19 protein-coding genes are annotated in these 15,361 nt (G+C 63.3%); 13 read left to right on the top strand and 6 right to left on the bottom strand.

Annotated elements, in window-relative coordinates; all coding sequences use genetic code 11:
- Positions 1-182 precede the first annotated feature (182 nt).
- The 6 genes from AC0L2K_RS12950 (at position 183) to AC0L2K_RS12975 (ending at position 5,310) form a co-directional block, all read left to right on the top strand.
- Positions 183-1,118: a carbohydrate ABC transporter permease gene (locus tag AC0L2K_RS12950; RefSeq protein WP_236386658.1), complete on the top strand. Its 936-nt coding sequence runs from the start codon at positions 183-185 to the stop codon at positions 1,116-1,118.
- Between the two features lie 13 nt (positions 1,119-1,131).
- The gene (locus tag AC0L2K_RS12955) at positions 1,132-1,965 is read left to right on the top strand and encodes a carbohydrate ABC transporter permease (protein ID WP_023800682.1); all 834 of its coding nucleotides are present in this window, start codon (positions 1,132-1,134) and stop codon (positions 1,963-1,965) included.
- Positions 1,966-1,975: 10 nt separating this feature from the next.
- Positions 1,976-3,076 carry an ABC transporter ATP-binding protein gene (locus AC0L2K_RS12960; protein ID WP_128169242.1) on the top strand — a complete coding sequence of 367 codons (1,101 nt, stop codon included), beginning with the start codon at positions 1,976-1,978 and terminating at the stop codon, positions 3,074-3,076.
- A 184-nt stretch (positions 3,077-3,260) separates the two neighbouring features.
- A complete protein-coding gene (locus AC0L2K_RS12965; protein ID WP_419697027.1) occupies positions 3,261-3,875 on the top strand; it encodes a hypothetical protein in 615 nt (204 codons plus the stop codon).
- A 3-nt stretch (positions 3,876-3,878) separates the two neighbouring features.
- A complete protein-coding gene (locus AC0L2K_RS12970; protein WP_023800679.1) occupies positions 3,879-4,724 on the top strand; it encodes a 23S rRNA (adenine(2030)-N(6))-methyltransferase RlmJ in 846 nt (281 codons plus the stop codon).
- A gap of 130 nt (positions 4,725-4,854) precedes the next feature.
- Positions 4,855-5,310, top strand: coding sequence for a hypothetical protein (locus tag AC0L2K_RS12975; RefSeq protein ID WP_023800678.1), 456 nt, complete (start codon positions 4,855-4,857; stop codon positions 5,308-5,310).
- Here AC0L2K_RS12975 and AC0L2K_RS12980 read toward each other — a convergent pair.
- Positions 5,280-5,618, bottom strand: coding sequence for a transcriptional regulator (locus tag AC0L2K_RS12980; RefSeq protein ID WP_419696612.1), 339 nt, complete (start codon positions 5,616-5,618; stop codon positions 5,280-5,282). The two genes, AC0L2K_RS12975 and AC0L2K_RS12980, sit on opposite strands and share 31 nt — an antisense overlap.
- 141 nt (positions 5,619-5,759) lie before the next feature.
- Here AC0L2K_RS12980 and AC0L2K_RS12985 point away from each other — a divergent pair, with 141 nt between their 5' ends.
- The gene (locus tag AC0L2K_RS12985; RefSeq protein WP_419696613.1) at positions 5,760-6,029 is read left to right on the top strand and encodes a hypothetical protein; all 270 of its coding nucleotides are present in this window, start codon (positions 5,760-5,762) and stop codon (positions 6,027-6,029) included.
- A 10-nt stretch (positions 6,030-6,039) separates the two neighbouring features.
- Here AC0L2K_RS12985 and AC0L2K_RS12990 read toward each other — a convergent pair whose 3' ends face one another.
- A complete protein-coding gene (locus AC0L2K_RS12990) occupies positions 6,040-6,579 on the bottom strand; it encodes a hypothetical protein (protein WP_419696614.1) in 540 nt (179 codons plus the stop codon).
- A gap of 461 nt (positions 6,580-7,040) precedes the next feature.
- Between AC0L2K_RS12990 and AC0L2K_RS12995 the strand changes: the two genes are divergently transcribed.
- On the top strand, positions 7,041-7,637 hold the full coding sequence (locus tag AC0L2K_RS12995; protein WP_473531513.1) for a glutathione S-transferase family protein: 597 nt from the start codon (positions 7,041-7,043) through the stop codon (positions 7,635-7,637).
- Positions 7,638-7,711: 74 nt separating this feature from the next.
- Here the strand turns inward: AC0L2K_RS12995 and AC0L2K_RS13000 are convergent, their stop codons facing one another.
- Complete coding sequence (locus tag AC0L2K_RS13000) at positions 7,712-8,362, bottom strand: outer membrane protein (RefSeq protein WP_419696615.1); 651 nt, start codon at positions 8,360-8,362, stop codon at positions 7,712-7,714.
- Between the two features lie 409 nt (positions 8,363-8,771).
- On the opposite strand from AC0L2K_RS13000, the gene AC0L2K_RS13005 reads away from it, so the two are divergent.
- From AC0L2K_RS13005 to AC0L2K_RS13025, 5 genes are all read left to right on the top strand, one after another.
- Complete coding sequence (locus AC0L2K_RS13005) at positions 8,772-9,548, top strand: SDR family oxidoreductase (protein ID WP_419696616.1); 777 nt, start codon at positions 8,772-8,774, stop codon at positions 9,546-9,548.
- Entirely contained in the window at positions 9,545-11,632 is a 2,088-nt protein-coding gene (gene uvrC, locus AC0L2K_RS13010) for an excinuclease ABC subunit UvrC (RefSeq protein WP_419696617.1), read from the top strand. Before AC0L2K_RS13005 ends, uvrC begins: the two co-directional genes overlap by 4 nt.
- Positions 11,633-11,729: 97 nt before the next feature.
- A complete protein-coding gene (gene pgsA / locus AC0L2K_RS13015; protein ID WP_027152639.1) occupies positions 11,730-12,326 on the top strand; it encodes a CDP-diacylglycerol--glycerol-3-phosphate 3-phosphatidyltransferase in 597 nt (198 codons plus the stop codon).
- Position 12,327: 1 nt separating this feature from the next.
- Positions 12,328-12,585 carry a molybdopterin converting factor subunit 1 gene (gene moaD, locus AC0L2K_RS13020; protein ID WP_023800670.1) on the top strand — a complete coding sequence of 86 codons (258 nt, stop codon included), beginning with the start codon at positions 12,328-12,330 and terminating at the stop codon, positions 12,583-12,585.
- 1 nt (position 12,586) lies between these two features.
- On the top strand, positions 12,587-13,075 hold the full coding sequence (locus AC0L2K_RS13025) for a molybdenum cofactor biosynthesis protein MoaE (protein ID WP_419696618.1): 489 nt from the start codon (positions 12,587-12,589) through the stop codon (positions 13,073-13,075).
- A gap of 34 nt (positions 13,076-13,109) precedes the next feature.
- Here AC0L2K_RS13025 and AC0L2K_RS13030 read toward each other — a convergent pair whose 3' ends face one another.
- Genes AC0L2K_RS13030 through bufB form a run of 3 tightly spaced genes read right to left on the bottom strand, consistent with a single transcriptional unit; the run spans position 13,110 to position 15,353 of the window.
- Positions 13,110-13,634 (bottom strand): DoxX family protein, encoded by a 525-nt coding sequence (locus AC0L2K_RS13030; RefSeq protein WP_419696619.1) that lies wholly within the window; start codon positions 13,632-13,634, stop codon positions 13,110-13,112.
- Between the two features lie 2 nt (positions 13,635-13,636).
- Positions 13,637-14,437, bottom strand: a complete 801-nt coding sequence (locus tag AC0L2K_RS13035) for an HvfC/BufC N-terminal domain-containing protein (protein WP_473531514.1) — start codon at positions 14,435-14,437, stop codon at positions 13,637-13,639.
- Complete coding sequence (gene bufB, locus AC0L2K_RS13040; RefSeq protein ID WP_419696621.1) at positions 14,424-15,353, bottom strand: MNIO family bufferin maturase; 930 nt, start codon at positions 15,351-15,353, stop codon at positions 14,424-14,426. The genes AC0L2K_RS13035 and bufB overlap by 14 nt, the downstream gene beginning before the upstream one ends.
- Between the last annotated feature and the right edge of the window lie 8 nt (positions 15,354-15,361).

Here is a 15,361-nt window from a genome sequence, read left to right on the forward strand (position 1 = left end):
TTCCCAACCCGGGGGCCCTAATATCCCCCCACGCCCCTAAAAAAAACCCTCCAAAAAAAAAACCGGGCGCCCCCCTGCCCGCGCCCCCCCCCTGGGGGGGGGCCCCCCATGGCTCTCGTCCAAGGTCGGTTGGAAGGATGGTCGATTGGACGGATGGCCAATTGGAGCGAATGCGTTAGCTGATGGTTTTTGACGCCACCGCCGGGTTCCCCGAATCGCGCCGCCGGTCGCTGGTCGACCGGATCACGCGCCACGCCGAGCCATATCTTTACACCGCCCCGGCACTGATTCTGATCGTCACCATCATGCTGGCGCCGCTAGTGCTAGGCCTGTCCTACGCCTTCCGCGACGTGCACTTGCTCAATCCCTTCTCCGGCGGGTATGTCGGGCTTGATCATTTTCGCACCCTTTATGACGACGACAATTTCTATCGAGCGCTGCGCAACACGCTGTGGTGGACCGGCGCGTCCGTCTTGCTGCAATTCGTGTTCGGCCTGATCCTGGCGCTGTTGCTCGACCGGCCGTTCGCCGGCCGCGCCATAGCGCAGGCGCTGGTGTTCCTGCCCTGGGCGGTACCGACTTTCCTCACCGGGCTCAACTGGGCGTGGCTGTTCAACCCCGTCATCGGACCGCTGCCGCATTGGCTTTATGCGCTCGGCCTCATGAATGAACCGGCCAACATCCTTTCCAATCCGCAGCTTGCCATGTGGGGACCGATCATCGCCAACGTCTGGTGGGGCATTCCCTTCTTCGCCATCACGCTGCTGGCCGCGCTCCAGGCCATCCCGCGCGACCTCTACGAGGCGGCGGCGATCGACGGCGCCGGGGCATTCAGGCGGTTCACCTCGATCACCTTGCCGTTCCTTGCGCCGACCATTGCGATCACCGTGCTGTTGCGCACCGTCTGGATCTCGAACTTCGCCGACCTGATCATCGTCATGACCAGCGGCGGGCCTGCCGACCGCACCCAGATCGTCGCGAGCTACATCTTCACGCAAGCCTTCAAGGCCCTGGATTTCGGCTATGCCTCGGCCATTGCGCTGGTGCTGCTCGTCCTGTTGCTCGCCTATTCGATGCTGATCGTCATGCTGCGGCAAGTCTTGATGGATCGGGCCTGATCGGGATGACCAGATGAACAGCTATTCGACCTTCGGCACCGCGCTGCACCGCCTGGCGATCCTCTGCTACGTCCTCTTTGCACTGTTCCCGCTGTTCTGGCTGTTGAAAGTATCGGTCACGCCGAACGACCTGCTCTATTCCGAGGGCGTGCGCATGTGGCCGTCACGGATGAGCTTTGAACATTTCCGCTTCGTGCTGGCCCACAGCGCATTCCCGGTCTTCTTCAGGAACAGCATGATCGTTGCCGGCGCCACGGCCGTGATCGTGACGCTGCTTGCGTCTCTCTCCGGCTATGCGCTGTCGCGCTTCACCTTCCGCGGCAAATACTGGCTGGTCGCGCTGATGCTGCTCACCCAGATGTTTCCATTGGTGATGCTGGTCGCGCCGATCTTCAAGATGCTCTCGCCACTCGGGCTGACCAACAGCCTGACCGGGCTGGTGGTCGTCTACACCGCCTTCAACATCCCCTTCGCGACGTTCCTGATGCAGTCGTTTTTCGACGGCATTCCCAAGGAGTTGGAGGAGGCGGCCAAGATCGATGGCGCCACGCAGTTCATGGCGTTTCGCCAGATCGTCCTGCCGCTGACGCTGCCCGGCATTGCGGCGACGCTGGGTTTTGTATTCACCGCCGCATGGAGCGAACTGCTGTTCGCGCTGATGCTGATTTCGGGCAACAGCGCCGCCACGTTTCCGGTCGGTCTGCTCACCTTCGTGTCGAAGTTTTCGGTCGATTTCGGGCAGATGATGGCGGCCGGCGTGCTGGCGCTGGTCCCGGCCTGCCTCTTCTTCCTGTTCATCCAGCGCTATCTGGTCCAGGGCCTGACGGCCGGCGCGGTCAAGGGCTGAGTGAGGTTCAATGGCATCGATCGACATCCGCAACGTCCGCAAGAATTTCGGCGTCGTCTCCGTGCTGCATGGCGTCGACCTGTCGATAGAGAACGGCGAGTTCGTGGTGCTGGTGGGACCGTCGGGCTGCGGCAAGAGCACGCTGCTGCGCATGATCGCCGGGCTCGAGGAGGTGACCGAAGGTGAGATCCGGATCGACGGCATGCGCGTCAATGAGCGGGCGCCCAAGGACCGCGACATCGCCATGGTGTTCCAGTCCTACGCGCTCTATCCGCACATGAATGTCGCCGAGAACATGAGCTACGGCCTGCGCATCCGGAAGGCTGCCCGCGAGAAGATCACGGCCGCCGTCAGCAATGCAGCCAGGAAGCTCGAACTGCAGCCGCTGCTTGCGCGGCGGCCGAAGGCACTGTCGGGCGGTCAGCGCCAGCGCGTGGCGATGGGCCGCGCGATCGTGCGACAGCCCAAGGCATTCCTGTTCGACGAGCCGCTGTCCAATCTCGATGCGCGCTTGCGTGAGCAGATGCGGGCAGAGATCAAGAAGCTGCACCGCGATCTCGGCGCGACCTCGATCTATGTCACTCACGACCAGATCGAGGCGATGACACTGGCCGACCGGATCGTCGCCATGCATGAGGGCGTGGTGCAGCAGGTCGGTAGTCCGCTGGAGCTTTACGACCGCCCTGCCAACCTGTTCGTCGCCGGCTTCATCGGATCGCCGGCGATGAATTTTCTGTCGGCGCGCTATGAGGTCGGCGCAGGCACGGCCGGCGCACGATTGCCTGACGGAACGCTGATTGGGCTTTCGTCAGCCTATCAACTCGAGGAGGGCGCGGCGGTGACGCTCGGCATCCGGCCGGAGCATGTCGAGATGTCGCCGGCATCGGAGAGCAGCCTGAGGGCGACGGTCGACCTGATCGAGCCGACCGGCTTCGGCATCATCCTGCATCTCGGCCTGCATGGCCTGCCATTCAACGTCTTCACGCTGGACAGGGCGGCGCTGACGGCTGGCCCGACGGTGACGGTGGCTTTCCCGCCGCAACATCTGCATTTGTTCGACGAGACTGGAATGCGCGCATTGGAATCGAGCCTCCAGAAGGGGAAGGGCTGATCCTCCTTATCGGGCGCTCAGATCATTCGGATTCTGTTCCCACCTTTGGGTCCGATGCTATTGTCTATCTTGGCACCGCCGAATTCGATACGACATTTGATCTCGGCCTCGACATGGCTCCTGGGACGAGATGGAACGCGCCCGCGCGGCGCTAATGCTAATATCCGGCAAGGTAGTCGAGCGCATGCGCTTTCTGTTTCTTCTGATCCTGCTCGCCGGCATCAGCATCGGCGTCGTCTATCCCTGGGCGATGACCAATTTCTCCGGCCGTGAGATCGGCACCTGGCGGGTTTACGAACAGGGCCGGTTCATGCCGGTGACGGTGCCGCTGGCCGCTCGCGACGCGCCGGTGCGGGTGCTGGTCGACCTCACCGCGAGAACCGAACGCATCGTCGTCTCGCAACAGCGCACCGTGCTGACGCTGACCGCCGCCACCGGCGGCAGGACCGTGCTCGCCTCGACGCTGCAATTCAACCATTCGGAAAATCCGCGCCAGGTCAGCCCGCAACTGCCGGACAAGATCTTTCGCGACGAAGCCGGCCTGATCGCGAAGGTCAGCCCCGGCCCGTACCTCTTCACCATCGGCCCGGGCGACGCCGAAGGCATCGAGATGCGGGCGGTGGACCTCGTGCTGCGTTCCGGCGTCGGCGAGATCGATCGCCGGGCGCGGCCGGTCGGCTTCTCGCTGATAGCGGCCGGCCTGATCGGGCTGCTGTTGGCGTTGTGTTTCGGCGGCCGCCGGCCGCAAAATCCGAACTCGCAGCCGCCACCGCCACGCTGGGGCAGGGGCTCGAACTAGATCGTGAATTACCGCCACGCCTATCACGCCGGAAACTTCGCCGATGTAGTCAAGCATGTCGTGCTGAGCCGGCTCGTCGAATATCTGAAGCAGAAGGACAAGGCCTTTCGCGTCATCGACACCCATGCCGGCATCGGCCGCTACGACCTATCGTCGACTGAAGCGCAAAAGACCGGCGAATGGCAAGGCGGCATCGGCCGACTGGTCGATGCCGCGCTTGACGCGCCGGCGGCAGCACTGCTGGCGCCTTATCTGGAAGCCGTTCGTTCGCTCAATCCTGAAGGCGGCGTGAAAAAGTATCCGGGCTCGCCGCTGATCGCGCGTCATCTCATGCGCAAGCAGGATCGGCTGTCGGCGGTCGAATTGCATCGCCAGGACGCCGCGAAGCTGAGGGCGCTATTCGCTGGCGATTTCCAGACCCGGGTGATCGAGCTCGACGGCTGGCTGGCACTCGGCGCGCATCTGCCGCCGAAGGAAAAGCGCGGGCTTGTACTCGTCGATCCGCCCTTCGAGGAGGAGGGCGAGTTCGACCGCCTCGTCGACGGGCTGCGCAAAGCCCACAAGCGCTGGCCCGGCGGCGTCTATGCGTTGTGGTATCCGGTCAAGGACCGCAAGGCGGTCGCCGCCTTCCGCAAGGCGCTGGCGCAGTCAGGTGTCCCGAAGCTGCTCGACATCGGCTTCGAGATCAGGCCGCCAACGGCCGAGCCCAGCCTTGACGGCAGCGGCATGGTGGTGGTCAACCCGCCGTTCACGCTGGAAGGCGAATTGCGCACGCTGCTGCCGGCTTTGCACAATTTGCTTGTCGTTGAAAAACCGGCGCACTGGACGCTGGAATGGCTGGCGGCGTAGGCGGCAGAGCTATCCGCGCGCCTGTCCTGGTTGAAGGCGATTTCGAACTAGGAAACCATTGTCGCTACAACCGCTTGACCGCGCGCAAGCGAATCCGCACAGTGCGCGCAGTCGACCATAAGAGGCTGCCATGACTCGCTTCGCCCAATCCGCCCTTGCCGCACTGATAGCGCTTTGCACGCCGCTCGGCACGTCCCTCGCTGTCATCCAGCCAGCAAAGGCGGCCGACCTTGCCGTCGTCTATACCGAAGAAGACAGCGGCGTTTGCGGTGAGGCCTGGGTGCTGAACAAGATCACCAACCGCTTCTCCTACCAGGTGCACCACGTGCCGAATCTGCCCGACGTCGAGATTGTCGATTTCCAGGGCATCCACCAGCATCGCTATCTGCCAGCCAACGAAACCTGGCCGATCGGCCGCCGCTATTGCGGCGCCACCGTCAGCCTGTCCGACGGCCACGCCCGCACCATCTGGTATCTGATCGAGGAAGGGCAGGGCTTTGCCTCGATCGGCGACAATGTCGAATTCTGCGTCGCGGGCTTCGACCGCTGGATGGTCTACAACGGCCGCTGCCGCGTCCTGCGCTGATTGCGTTTGCTGGGCTGCTCCGCCTCATCGAGGATGGCGCGAAGGAAGGCGGCGTGACCGCGAAAGGCGCGCCGTCCGATTGACGTCGCCCTGACCCGCGTCTGCGGTCGACGTCCGACAAACAGCTTTTCGACATCGACATAGCCCGCCGTGGCAAGCGTATCGATATGCGAGCCGAGATTGCCGTCGGTCGCATTGACGATGAGCTTCAATCGGGTGAATTCCAGCGCTTCGCGCCGTTCCAGAGAATTCAGCGCCGCCATGATCCTGAGCCGCACGCTCTGGTGGATGATTTCATCGGCAGCCATTATCGGGCCTGCTGTGGTGTCCGGCGTTCAGTCTCACTGATCTGGGACAGCGCCGCCCGATATTGCGCGAATGACATGCGCTCTTCCAGATGATTCAGAATACTCTGCCAGATAGAGTAATCTGTCAACCGCGGAAAAATCATGGCAGCGGAATTGCCGCGCTTTGCTTTTGCAGCTTGTGTAGATCGCCTGCTAGACAAGAAGATGAGATCGATGAAGCAGCCGTCATGGTGGTGTCGGTCGACGATCAACGAACAAAAAAGGCTTGCTAAGCTTCAGCGCCGTGAAGTGGGATCGGTTCCGGCAATGCGCGCAGAATGTCTGTCGCAAACGGTCGGCAAAGCTCGAACAGCAGCGCCGGCATTTTGCGAAATCAGCACGAGCGTAGTGTCGCGTGTAACCGAAACTTAAACTTCGAAAATCATGCTGATGCTTCGCTGGCTAGACAAGCGCGAGTCAGATATGCATTACGCGCCGGGTCATTAACGGCCGTCGGCACAACTAAGGGGCATGATATGGCTAAACAGTCATCCAAAGCGCCGGCATCCAAGTCACCGGCAAAGCAGGCACCGGCAAAGAAAGCACCAGGAAAGGCAGTGGCGGCAAAGGCCGCAGCCGCTGTGAAGAAAGCAGCACCTGCTGCCAAGCCGAAGGCCGCCGCGGCCAAGGCAAAAGCAGCGCCCGCCAAGAAGCCGGCTGCGAAGGCTGCGGCAAAACCGGCAGTGAAGAAGGCAGCACCGGCCAAGGCTGCGCCCGCCAAGGCAAAAGCAGCGCCGGCCAAGAAGCCGGCTGCAAAGGCCGCGGCCAAGCCCGCAGCGAAGAAAGCTGCGCCTGCCAAGACTGCACCCGCAAAGAAGGCTGCGCCGGCAAAGAAAGCGGCGGCAGCGAAGTCTTCGGTAGCGGTGAAGAAAGCAGCGCCTGCGGCCAAGCCAAAGGCGAAGGCCGCGACCGCGAAGGCCAAGAAGTAATCGCGTTTCTTCGCTCGCGGAGGACAGTGCTGAAGATGGTTGAGGGCGGGTGCCGGATAGGCGCCTCGCTCGCAGGGTCAGTGCTCGGGCAGCAACAGAGGCGGAGGGAAGACAGCTTTTCGCAGCTCCCAGGACTTCGCCTTACGGCGAAGTCCGGTGGGGCATTTCTCTGTGCCCGGAGAGAAATTCTTGGTGCAAGACCGAGTTGGCTCGGTGTCGAACCCGTCTGACCTGATCAGATGCTCTCAGGCTGGAACTTGTACCGCTCATCTGCCAGCGGACGGTGGAAGAGGACGGTCGTTCGCCGTGGCGCCCGGTCTTTCCGCCTGTGGGCTGTTGATCATGTCGGGATGTTCGGCCAACAGTGTCGCGGGAATGGATCACACGCAAATTCAAAGTGCTACAGTGTCCTTTGCGCGTCCATGCTCTGTACTCGGCAAACAGGAACCCGATCATGCCCAGACTGCTCTACGCGTCCACGTCACCCTATAGTTCCAAAGTGCGCATGGCCGCGCTTTATGCCGGCATCGCCGTCGAGCTCGTGCCGATAAAAACAGAAGACAAACCGGCTGATCTGATCGACGCCAATCCACTCGGCAAGATCCCGGTGCTGGTGCTCGACGACGGCCGCTCGATCCACGATAGCCGCGCCATTACCCAGCATCTCAACCGCATGTCGAAGAACGCGCTGTTTCCGCGCAATCCCGACAAGCGCCTCGAGGCGGAAGTGCTTGAGGCACTGGCCGACGGCATCTGCGACTGCGCGCTGTCGATGGTCTATGAGCGGCGCACGCGCCCCAAGGACATGGTCTACCAGCCGTGGCTCGACCGCCAGTGGGCCAAGATCACCAGCGCGCTCGACCTGCTCAACGCCAATCCGCCTAAGCTGCCAAAGAAGATCACCGCCGGCCAGCTGGCGCTGCGCGCCTGCCTTGGCTATCTCTCACTGCGCTTTGCCGGAAAATGGGAAAAGGGCCGCAGCAGGCTGGTCCGATGGGCAACGCGATTTGACGAGAAGTTTCCCGAGCTGAAACCCTGCGTCCCGGCGTGAGCGGCAGCCAGAGAAGGGGTCATAAAAAAGCCGGGCACGAGGCCCGGCTTTTTCGTGTCGTGGCTTGGACGATTTTAGAACTTCATACCGACGCCGAAGGTGACGCGGTTGTCGGTCGACTTGACCTTGCCGATACCGTCAAAGTCCTTGTCGCCGAAGTCGGTGTAGCGATACTCGACACGGCCGAACACATTGTCGGTGATCTTGATGTCGGTACCGACGCCGGCCGTCCAGCCGAGCATGGTGTTTTCGTCGCTGGCGCCGGCCGCTTCGATCTCCTGGTTCTTGAGCGCGCCACCGGCGGTGCCGTAGAGCAGGATTTCCGGGGTGACGGCGTAGCCGAGGCGGGCGCGCAGCGAGCCTTCGAAGCCGCCCTTGGCCTCGACGCCGCCATCGTCGCCCTCGATGCCGCTATAGCCGATATCGGCTTCAGCACCGTACACGAAGTTCTCTTGCTGCCACTGATAGCCGCCGAAGACGCCGCCGACAAAACCATCGGTGTCGACGTCAGTGCCGATATCCTCGGCATCGGCGTGACCGCTGAAGCCGTAGCCGACGCTCACACCGGCATAGGGACCGGCCCAGGAAGCGACCGGAAGTTCGGCGATCGGGGCGGGGGCCGGCGGCTCTTCCGCGATGACGTCAGCAGCATAGGCGGTTCCGCCGAGGGCGAAGAGCCCGAGCGCCACCGCCAGCGGTCGCGCAAATTTAAGATTGGCTTGCATTGTTCTTTACTCCTTAAGCCACAGGCACAGGCTTGCTTTTCACAAGCGCCCTCAACCCGCCGGGGGGAAAAACGGGTCTGGCGCTCAACGGTTCCGAATGTCGTGTCAAAATACGGCTGAAGCGAACCTGAACTTGGGTCATTACCTGGCACGAATAAGGCTGAACTTTGACGTTGCATCTGCGCAACAGATGGTGTCAGGAGGCTTAGCCGTGCCGCGCTGAACGACGCTTGGAGCAAGGGGTCCGTAGCCCTATATTGCGGCTGGCAGGCCGAGTCCCGGCCACAGTCGAAAGACCGATCCGGCCGCTTTGCCACAATGCTGCCCAAGGTCCGAACGGCATTTAACGCTTCGCCGGCCATATTTTTGCCGGCTGGCTCAAAATCGGGCCCCATTGAGGATTGACAGGATGAGCAAGGCCGCTGGAACGGCGCTGGTGACGGGCGGGGGCCAGCGGATCGGCAAGGCGATCGTCGAGGATCTCGCCGCGAACGGTTTTGCCGTCGCCATCCATTGCAGCCGCTCGCGGGCCGAGGCGGAAGCATTGGCCGCGCGGATCAACAGCGGTCGCTTTGGCCAGGGTGGCCGCGCTGCTGTGGTCGCCGCCGACCTGACCGACATGGCCGCGGTCGAGGACCTCGTTGGCCGCGCCGAAGCCGCGCTCGGGCCTGTTACACTGCTGGTCAACAATGCGTCGCTGTTCGTGGACGATGCGGTTCAGGACGTCGACTGGCTTGCCTGGGACCGTCACTTCGCCATCCACGTGAAGGCGCCGGCATTTTTGGCGCAGCAATTCGCCCGCGCGCTGCCGGAAGGCGAGGAAGGGCTGATCGTCAATATGATCGACCAGCGCGTCTGGCGCCCGACGCCCCGCTATTTCTCCTATGCGCTGTCGAAATCGACATTGTGGACGCAGACGCAGATGATGGCGCAGGCGCTGGCACCCCGCATTCGCGTCAATGCCATCGGTCCCGGCCCGACGCTGAAGAGCGCGCGTCAGCAAGACAGCGACTTTGCCGCGCAGGTCGACGGCCTGATCCTGAAGCGCGGCCCGGAATTGCCTGAATTCGGCGCCACCATCCGCTATCTCTGGGGCGCAAGCTCGGTCACCGGCCAGATGATCGCGCTCGACGGCGGCCAGCACCTTGCATGGCAGACGCCGGATGTGACAGGCATTGTCGAATGAGTCCCATGGACCAGAAACACAAACGCGGCGGCGCCGCCGACGACCTGCCCCCTGATGTCGACCTCGAGGACGAGGTGGCGGAGGAGATCGTCGAACCGTCAACGCCCGGTCCCGGTGGCCCTGACGTCGCCTTCACGGCCATCGATTGGACGCCGCATGCCGGCGATGCCGACGGCATGGTCGGCGCCGAAGTTATCCAGACGCTGGTCAAACGGCTGCCCAACGCGCCCGGCGTCTACCGCATGATGAATGCCGCAGGCGACGTGCTCTATGTCGGCAAGGCGCGCAGCCTGAAGAAGCGGGTGACCAATTACGCACAAGGCCGCTTCCACACCAGCCGCATCGGCCGCATGGTGCGCGAGACGGCGACGATGGAGTTCGTCGTCACCCGCACCGAGATCGAAGCGCTGCTGCTGGAAGCAAATCTTATCAAGCGCTTGCGGCCGCGTTTCAATGTGCTGATGCGGGACGACAAGTCGTTTCCCTACATCCTTTTGACCGGCGATCATGTCTCGCCCGGCATCTACAAGCATCGCGGCGCGCGCTCGCGCAAGGGCGACTATTTCGGCCCCTTCGCCTCGGCCGGCGCCGTCGGCCGCACCATCAACTCGCTGCAGCGCGCCTTCCTGCTCAGGAGTTGCACCAACTCCTTCTACGAGAACCGCACCCGGCCGTGCCTGCTGTTCCAGATCAAGCGATGCGCCGGCCCGTGCACCGGCGAAATCTCGCATAGTGACTATGCCAGGCTGGTCGCCGAGGCGAAGGACTTCCTGTCCGGCCGCAGCCAGAAGGTGAAGACCGACATCTCCGCCGCCATGCAGCAGGCCGCGGAGAATCTCGATTTCGAGCGCGCCGCAATCTATCGCGACCGGCTGGCGGCGTTGTCGCATGTGCAGAGCCATCAGGGCATCAACCCGCAGACCGTCGACGAGGCCGATGTCTTCGCCATCCATCAGGAAGGCGGCCAGGTCTGCATCCAGGTGTTCTTCTTCCGCACCGGCCAGAACTGGGGCAACCGCGCCTATTTCCCCAAGGCCGATCCGGCGATGGAGGCGGCCGAGGTGCTGGGCTCGTTCCTGGCGCAATTCTATGACGACAAGCCGACGCCGCGCGCCATCCTGTTGTCGCATGGCGTCGAGGACCAGGAATTGCTGGCTGAGGCGCTCTCCACCCGCGCGGGTCGCAAGGTGGCGATCTCGGTGCCGCAGCGCGGCGAGAAGAAGGATTTGACCGACAACGCCCTGCAGAATGCCCGTGAGGCGCTCGGCCGCCGGCTGGCCGAGACCTCGACGCAAGGGCGGTTGCTCACCGGTTTCGCCGAGACTTTCGGCCTGAAGAAACCGCCGGTGCGCATCGAGGTCTACGACAACTCCCACATCATGGGCACCAACGCCGTCGGCGCCATGGTGGTCGCCGGGCCGGAAGGCTTCGTGAAGAACCAGTACCGGAAATTCAACATCCGCTCGACCGAGATCACGCCGGGAGACGATTTCGGCATGATGCGCGAGGTGATGGAGCGGCGTTTCTCCCGCCTGCTGAAGGAACATGGCGATGTGTTGCGGAGCGAACTGGCGGCGGACGACATCCTGGCCGAACAGGGCGACGATATCGAGGATGCAGGCGGCTTCCCGGCCTGGCCAGACGTCATCCTCATCGATGGCGGCCAGGGCCAGATGACGGCGGTGCGACAAATCCTCGCCGACCTCGGCATCGAGGACCGTGTCCAGGCCATCGGCATCGCCAAGGGCCAGGACCGTGACGCCGGCCGCGAACGCTTCTTCGTCAGGGGCAAGCCACCGTTTTCGCTCCCCGTACGCGACCCCGTGCTCTATTTCGTTCAGCGGCTGCGCGACGAGGTCCACCGTTTCGCCATCGGCTCCCACCGCGCCCGCCGCAAGAAGGAGATGGTCAAGAGCCCGCTTGACGAGATCAGCGGCATCGGTCCCGGTCGCAAGCGCGCGCTGCTCATGCATTTCGGCACCGCCAAGGCGGTCAGCCGCGCCGCGATCGAGGATCTGGTCAAGGTCGATGGCATTTCCGAGCAGGTCGCCAAGCTGGTCTACAACCATTTTCACGAGAGCTGATGATTCGGCTATTTTCGGCTGGTCCATCGACTATCATCTGTTGACCCCCCACATTCGCTTCTGATTTGAGTAGGCAGGTAGAAAGAGTTCCAAAGAAATGGCCCAGCGCGCATTCAACCTGCCCAACATGCTCACTTACGTCCGCATCCTCGCGGTGCCGCTGGTTGTGCTGTGTTTTTTTCTCGAAGGCCATCTGAAGTCGAGCGACTTCGCCCGCTGGTCGGCGCTGGTCATTTTCCTGCTCGCCTCGATCACCGATTATTTCGACGGCTATCTGGCGCGCGCCTGGCAGCAGACCTCGAATATCGGCAAGATGCTCGATCCGATCGCCGACAAGTTGCTGGTCGCCACGTGCCTGCTGCTGCTGGCGGCCGATACCGATAGGCATGCCGGCATCGCCGGCTGGTCGCTGTGGGCGGCAATCATCATCCTGTGCCGCGAGATCCTGGTCTCGGGCCTGCGCGAATATCTGGCGGCGCTGAAGGTCTCGGTACCGGTGACGCAACTGGCGAAGTGGAAGACCACCATCCAGATGATCGCCATCGCCTTCCTGCTCGCAGGACCTGCCGGCGACAAGATCTTCCCGCTGACCACGCAGGTCGGGCTGGTGCTGTTGTGGATCGCCGCGCTGGTGACGCTTTACACCGGCTACGACTATTTCCGCGCCGGCCTCAAGCACATCATGGACGAGTAGCATGTCGACGAGGCTCATTTATTTCGCCTGGGTGCGCGAGCGGATCGGCAAGCCGCAAGAGGACGTCGAATTGCCCGCCGGCATCGAGACGGTGGCCGACTTGCTGCGCTGGCTGAAATCGCGCGGCGAGGAGTACGAGCACGCGCTGCAATATCCTGACGTGATCCGCGTCGCCATCAACCAGGAACATGTCGAGCACCGCGAGAAGATATCAGGCGCGCGCGAGATCGCGCTGTTCCCGCCGATGACGGGTGGCTGAAATGCCCGGCGCGGTGGTGCCGACGGTGCGCATCCAGGCGGAGGATTTCGATGTCGCCGCCGAGATCGCCAGGATGACGCAAGGCCGCGCCGACATCGGCGCCGTGGTTACTTTCTCGGGTCTCTGCCGCGACGAGGCAGGCAGGCTCGCGGCACTCGAACTCGAACATTATCCCGGCATGGCCGAGGCCGAGATCGGCCGCATCGCCGCCGAGGCGGTTCAGCGCTGGCCGCTGCAGGGGCTCACCGCCATCCATCGCCACGGCAGGATCGCGCCCGGTGAGAACATCGTGCTGGTGGTCGCTGCCTCCGCGCATCGGCAGGCGGCGTTCGAGGCGGCGAACTTCCTGATGGATTATCTCAAATCGCGCGCGCCGTTCTGGAAGAAGGAACATCACACCGACGGCTCGGAAGGCGGCTGGGTCGATGCCAAGGAGGCCGACGACGAGGCCGCAAGCCGCTGGAAGCAGGCCGTGCCGAAACGAAATTGATGCTTCGCGTCACCGCTGGAGGGCGAGGTTCACATCAACCCCGATCACCCCTCGGCCTCCCATCAGCCTTGTCAGTGCCGATCCAGTGATCGAGCGCAACCCGGCCGGGTCCCCACGCCATGATGCCGAGCGCCATCGCCGCCCAGGTGATGTGCAGCGGCCAGCCGTCCGGCACGGTGAGTTGTATGACCAGCGTCATCACGAGCAGGCCGAATGCCGCCAGTCGTGTCGCCAGGCCGAGAACGAGAAGAATTGGCAGCAGGATTTCCGCCGACCCTGAGAGGAATGCCACCAGCCCAGGTGCTGGAAAATCGTAAGGGCCGCCGGGCAGATGCAGCTTGAGCTCCGAGCTGAAAAGCAGCACGGCGACCTCGTTCAACTGCAAAAAACCGTCCCATTTGTTAATGCCGGACCGCCAGAACGGGACGGCGAGCGCGCAGCGCAGGACGAGTTGCGTCAGCGACGGTGTGGCACTCGTGCGAAGCGCGGCATTCACCCTCTCGACGAGGGTGGCAGCCCCTCGCGGCTCGGCGCTGGCGTTCCATCCATGGTTCGTCATGCTCACCCTCCCTGGCCTGCCGCTGTGAAGGCGCCTGCTTGCAGCAGGCCGGCAATGTTGGCGGCAAGGTCGAATTCGGCGGTTTCCGCAAATGCTGCCGCGGCCGCCGCGCCGAGCGGCTCGCCCGCCATCAGATGATCCAGAAAAGCTGCGCCGCCGGGCGGCAGGTGGCGAACAAAGACTTCGAGCCCGGGCCGCGTGACCAGCGCATCTTCACGGCCGTCCGCCTCGATCCGCCCGACAGGGCGGTCGCGCCGGTTCGCCGCAAAGATCGTCACGACCGGATAGCGCGAGCGCATCACACGCGTTGCCGGGTGTGGCACGAACACGGTATCGGCCAGCCGTTCGGGCGGGATCGAGCCCAGTGCTACGCAAGCCAGCGGTCCCGCGTCGGCGGCATGATAGGCGTCGAGCCAGGCCCGCTCCAGGCGCGCCACGTCAGCCAACCATGGCATCGGCCGCGCATAGTCGTAGCGCTCGATGAAGTCAGGAAAGTCGTGGCCGTATTCGAACAGAAGCGGCGAAGTGGGTGGCGTTTCGCGGACATGGAAGCGCGCCATCGCCCGAAAGAAGTCCGGGCCGGTGATGCGCAGCGTCGCTGGAAAGCTGGCGGCCAGCGCATCGATCAGGCTGACCGCGACGTTGTTGCGGTAGACGGCGTATCGTTTGACCGCTGCCTTGCCGTTCGGCCCCGAGACAGCATCAGGCGGGACACGGTCAGGATCGAGCAAACCGGCGGTGAATGCCGCGGCATAGTCGAACCGGTGGCCAAGATCGCCCGACTGGAGTTCATCCTGCGGCATGGGCTTTTCCGAACACTTGGTGGCTGTCGCCGTGATGGTCGAGAATCGCTTGGGCGGCGGCGGCCTCCGCCTTGAGCACCGACCAGTCGGGAATGTTGCTGTCCCACTCGATCAGCGTCGGCAGCGGTCCACATCGGCCGATGACGATATCGAAGAGCTTCCAGACCGCGTCGGCGACCGGCCCGTCATGGCTGTCGATGAGCAGCAGGTCGCCCTCGTCATCCTCCTGCTCGGCGTGCCCGGCCAGATGGATTTCGCCGACATGATCGAGCGGGAAATCCGCGAGGTAGGAAAGGGCTGAATAGCCGTGATTGGTGGCCGAAACGAAGACATTGTTGACGTCGAGCAGCAGGCCGCAACCGGTGCGCTGCACCAGCGCGCCGATGAAATCCGTCTCGCTCATCGTCGATTCCGCGAAAAGGACGTAGGTCGAGGGGTTTTCGAGCAGGATCGGGCGGCCGATCGTCTCTTGCATTTCATCGATGTGATCCGCCACGCGCGAAACCGTTGCCGGCGTATAGGGCAGGGGAAGCAGGTCGTTGTAATAGGTGGTGTCGTGGGTCGACCAGGCGAGATGCTCGGAAACGAGCGCCGGCTCATAGCGGTCGACGAGCGCCTTGAAACGGCCGAGATGCACTTTGTCGAGCGGCCGCGGTCCGCCGATCGACATGCACACCCCGTGCAGCGAAACGGGATAGTCGCGGCGAATCCTGGCCAGCGCATCGTGCGGCGGACCGCCGGCGCCCATGTAGTTTTCGGCGTGGACCTCGAAGAAGCCGTCCTTTGGGCCGTCGCCAAGGATCGCGTGCAGATGCTCGTGCTTGAAACTGGTGCCGGCAAGGCCGGCGATCGGGTGCGCCGGAAAGCGCGAGGTTTTCGATATGCGGGATGCCGGGGCCAGTCCGTTCATCTTCATCTCCGCTT

This window comes from Mesorhizobium sp. WSM4817 (assembly GCF_055811135.1).

Coding starts and splice junctions, on each gene's coding strand:
- AC0L2K_RS12985 (WP_419696613.1), top strand. CDS start 5,760: ATGGCAGCGGAATTGCCGCGCTTTGCTTTTGCAGCTTGTGTAGATCGC.
- bufB (WP_419696621.1), bottom strand. CDS start 15,353: ATGAAGATGAACGGACTGGCCCCGGCATCCCGCATATCGAAAACCTCG.
- AC0L2K_RS13000 (WP_419696615.1), bottom strand. CDS start 8,362: ATGCAAGCCAATCTTAAATTTGCGCGACCGCTGGCGGTGGCGCTCGGG.
- AC0L2K_RS12960 (WP_128169242.1), top strand. CDS start 1,976: ATGGCATCGATCGACATCCGCAACGTCCGCAAGAATTTCGGCGTCGTC.
- AC0L2K_RS13025 (WP_419696618.1), top strand. CDS start 12,587: ATGCCCGGCGCGGTGGTGCCGACGGTGCGCATCCAGGCGGAGGATTTC.
- AC0L2K_RS12965 (WP_419697027.1), top strand. CDS start 3,261: ATGCGCTTTCTGTTTCTTCTGATCCTGCTCGCCGGCATCAGCATCGGC.
- AC0L2K_RS12980 (WP_419696612.1), bottom strand. CDS start 5,618: ATGGCTGCCGATGAAATCATCCACCAGAGCGTGCGGCTCAGGATCATG.
- AC0L2K_RS13035 (WP_473531514.1), bottom strand. CDS start 14,437: ATGCCGCAGGATGAACTCCAGTCGGGCGATCTTGGCCACCGGTTCGAC.
- AC0L2K_RS13005 (WP_419696616.1), top strand. CDS start 8,772: ATGAGCAAGGCCGCTGGAACGGCGCTGGTGACGGGCGGGGGCCAGCGG.
- AC0L2K_RS12995 (WP_473531513.1), top strand. CDS start 7,041: ATGCCCAGACTGCTCTACGCGTCCACGTCACCCTATAGTTCCAAAGTG.
- AC0L2K_RS13030 (WP_419696619.1), bottom strand. CDS start 13,634: ATGACGAACCATGGATGGAACGCCAGCGCCGAGCCGCGAGGGGCTGCC.
- AC0L2K_RS12975 (WP_023800678.1), top strand. CDS start 4,855: ATGACTCGCTTCGCCCAATCCGCCCTTGCCGCACTGATAGCGCTTTGC.
- AC0L2K_RS12955 (WP_023800682.1), top strand. CDS start 1,132: ATGAACAGCTATTCGACCTTCGGCACCGCGCTGCACCGCCTGGCGATC.
- moaD (WP_023800670.1), top strand. CDS start 12,328: ATGTCGACGAGGCTCATTTATTTCGCCTGGGTGCGCGAGCGGATCGGC.
- AC0L2K_RS12950 (WP_236386658.1), top strand. CDS start 183: ATGGTTTTTGACGCCACCGCCGGGTTCCCCGAATCGCGCCGCCGGTCG.
- pgsA (WP_027152639.1), top strand. CDS start 11,730: ATGGCCCAGCGCGCATTCAACCTGCCCAACATGCTCACTTACGTCCGC.
- uvrC (WP_419696617.1), top strand. CDS start 9,545: ATGAGTCCCATGGACCAGAAACACAAACGCGGCGGCGCCGCCGACGAC.